This is a genomic window from Streptomyces sp. adm13(2018) (genome assembly GCF_008042145.1).
Classification (GTDB): Bacteria; Actinomycetota; Actinomycetes; order Streptomycetales; family Streptomycetaceae; genus Streptomyces.
In genome coordinates, this window is sequence record NZ_RDBH01000129.1 from 380,471 (window position 1) to 383,327 (window position 2,857).

Sequence of the window (2,857 nt, forward strand, 5' to 3'; positions counted from 1 at the left end):
CGGCTCAGCCCCGCCCTCCTCTGGGTCCTGCCCCCGGTCGCCCTCCTCGCCGTCGTCTTCCTCTACCCGCTCGCCCTCGTCGTCCAGGAGTCCCTGGCCCCCGGCGCGTACGGCGAGGTCCTCGGCTCCGTGTCCTTCCGCGAGGCGCTCGTCACCACCGTGTGGCTCGCCGTCGCCTCCACCGCCGGATGTCTCGTCCTCGGCTTCGTGCTCGCGGTCGTGATCGCGTTCGTGCCCTTCCCCGGCGCGAAGGCGGTGGCGAAGTTCATCGACGTCTTCCTCTCCTTCCCGTCCTTCCTGATCACGCTCGCCCTGCTGTTCCTCTACGGCACGGTCGGCATGGCCAACGGTGTGTGGACCGACGTCACGGGGGACCCCACGGGCCCCTTCGGGTTCCTGACCACCCCGTGGGGCGTCCTCCTCGCCGAGATCACCTACTTCACGCCGTTCGTGATGCGGCCGCTGCTCGCCGCCTTCTCGCAGCTGGAGACGGCCCAGCTGGAGGTCGCGTCCTCGCTCGGCGCCCGGCCGCTGCGGATCGTCCGGCAGGTGATCCTGCCGGAGGCGCTGCCCGCGCTCGCGGCCGGCGGCAGCCTCGTCCTCGTCCTGTGCCTGAACGAGTTCGGGATCGTGCTCTTCACCGGGGCCAAGGGCGTCACGACCCTCCCGATGCTCGTCTACGGCAAGGCCATCCTCGAATCCGACTACGCGGCCGCGTGCGTCGTCGCCGTCGTCAACGTCGCCCTCTCCGTGGGCCTCTACGTCCTCTACCGGGGGGTGAGCCGCCGTGCTGGTGCATAGCCGTACGGGCAGGTGGACGGCCTGGGGCATGTTCGCCGTGCTGTTCGTCCCGCTCTTCGCCCTGCCCCTCCTGGTCATCGTCGCGGCCTCGTTCTCCACGCACTGGTCCGGCGCCCTCCCCTCCGGGCCGACCACGGAGCACTACGCGGCGGCCGTCCGCGGCGAGTCCCTCCAGGCCCTCACCACCAGCCTCGTCACCGCCGTCGCCGCGAGCCTCGTCGCGCTGACCGCCGGAACCTGGGCCGCGCTCGCCGGCGCCGCGCTCGGCAGGAAGGGCAAGCGGGTCCTCGACGCGCTGTTCATGCTGCCGGTCGCCGTACCGTCCGTGGTCGTCGGCCTCGCCGTCCTCGTCGCGTTCTCGCAGCCGCCGCTGCTCCTCAACGGCACCCGCTGGATCGTGATCCTCGCCCACACCGTGCTCGTCACGGCCTTCGCCCACCAGTCGGTGTCGGCCGCCGTCCAGCGGCTCGACCCGATGTACGAGCAGGCGGCGGCCAGCCTCGGCGCCCGCCCCTCGTACGTCCTGCTCCGGGTGCGGCTGCCCCTCCTGCTGCCGTCCCTGAACGCGGCCGCCGGGCTCTGCTTCGCCCTGTCCATGGGCGAGCTGAGCGCCACGATGATGCTCTACCCGCCGGACTGGATGCCGCTCCCGGTGCTCGTCTTCACCGCCACCGACCGCGGCTCCCTCTTCACCGGATCGGCGCTCGCCGTGGTCCTCATGGCCACGACCCTGCTGGTCCTGCTCGCGGTCTCCCGCATCCGCACCAAGGCCTCCTACCGCTAGAGGCCGCAACGCCCCACCCCGTACCCCCGCCGTACCCCCGTTCCTGCCCCTGCCCTTCCCCGTACCCCCAGATCCTCAGGAGAGAACGACGTCATGCGTACGTACACCAGGCCGCTCGCCGCYGTCACCGGCTCCCTCGTCCTCGCCGCCGGGCTCACCGCCTGCGGCGGCTCCACCGCCGCCGCCGACGAGAAGACCGTCACCGTCTACAGCGCCGACGGCCTCCAGGGCGAGGCGGGCGACGGCTGGTACGACAAGGTCTTCGCCGACTTCGAGAAGAAGACCGGCATCAAGGTCGAGTACGTCGAGGGCGGCTCCGGCGAGATGGTGCAGCGCGCCCTCCGCGAGAAGAGCAACACCCAGGCCGACGTCCTCGTGACCCTGCCGCCCTTCATCCAGCAGGCCGCCTCCAAGGGCCTGCTCCAGAAGTACACCCCGCGGGGCGCCGACCAGGTCGGCGGCGGCGACAAGGCGGCCGACGGCACCTGGACCTCGGTCGTCAACAACTACTTCGGCTTCATCCACAACACGAAGGAACTCCCCACCGCCCCCACGACCTGGGAGGAGCTGCTCGACGGCAGGTTCAAGAACAGGCTCCAGTACTCCACCCCGGGCGTCGCGGGCGACGGCACCGCCGTCCTCATCAAGGCCATGCACGACTTCGGCGGCCGGGAGCCGGCCATGGAGTACCTGAAGAAGCTCCAGGCCAACAACGTCGGCCCGTCCTCCTCCACCTCCAAGCTCGCCCCCAAGGTGGACAAGGGCGAACTCCTCGTCGCCAACGGCGACGTGCAGATGAACTTCGCCCAGTCCAAGACGATGCCGAACCTCGGCATCTGGTTCCCGGCCAGGGACGGGGGGAAGCCGACCACCTTCGCCCTGCCGTACGCGGCCGGCCTGGTGGACAGGGCCCCGCACTCCGAGAACGGCAGGAAGCTCCTCGACTTCATGCTGACCGAAGGCGCCCAGCGCGAGGTCAGCGCCGTCGGCGGCGGCTTCCCCGCCCGCAAGGACGTCAAGGCGACCGACGCCAACGCCGTCGAACTCGCCCGGCTGATGGAGGGCGTCGAGGTCTTCGAACCGGACTGGGCCGACATCGACGAGAACCTCACGACGTACGTCGACGCATGGAAGTCCGCGACCGGCAGCTAAGAGTTCACCGTACGCCCCTGGAATGACCCTCGTTGATCGCGGAAGGATAACGGGTACGGACCAACGCCCCTGCGGGATCAGGGGCGTTGACGTGCGCCCGCACCCCCATCGACCCCACCC

The 2,857-nt window shown here is 70.6% G+C and carries 3 protein-coding genes; all 3 read left to right on the forward strand.

All coding sequences use genetic code 11. From position 1 onward, the window contains the following. The first annotated feature begins 27 nt into the window (after nucleotides 1–27). The 3 genes from EAO70_RS18385 (at nucleotide 28) to EAO70_RS18395 (ending at nucleotide 2,737) form a co-directional block, all read left to right on the forward strand. Nucleotides 28–801, forward strand: a complete 774-nt coding sequence (locus EAO70_RS18385; RefSeq protein ID WP_410091387.1) for a 2-aminoethylphosphonate ABC transporter permease subunit — start codon at nucleotides 28–30, stop codon at nucleotides 799–801. Next, the gene (locus EAO70_RS18390; RefSeq protein ID WP_187283940.1) at nucleotides 788–1,585 is read left to right on the forward strand and encodes an ABC transporter permease; all 798 of its coding nucleotides are present in this window, start codon (nucleotides 788–790) and stop codon (nucleotides 1,583–1,585) included. Before EAO70_RS18385 ends, EAO70_RS18390 begins: the two co-directional genes overlap by 14 nt. Before the next feature lie 93 nt (nucleotides 1,586–1,678). Continuing rightward, nucleotides 1,679–2,737 carry a 2-aminoethylphosphonate ABC transporter substrate-binding protein gene (locus EAO70_RS18395; protein WP_148004013.1) on the forward strand — a complete coding sequence of 353 codons (1,059 nt, stop codon included), beginning with the start codon at nucleotides 1,679–1,681 and terminating at the stop codon, nucleotides 2,735–2,737. Nucleotides 2,738–2,857 lie beyond the last annotated feature (120 nt).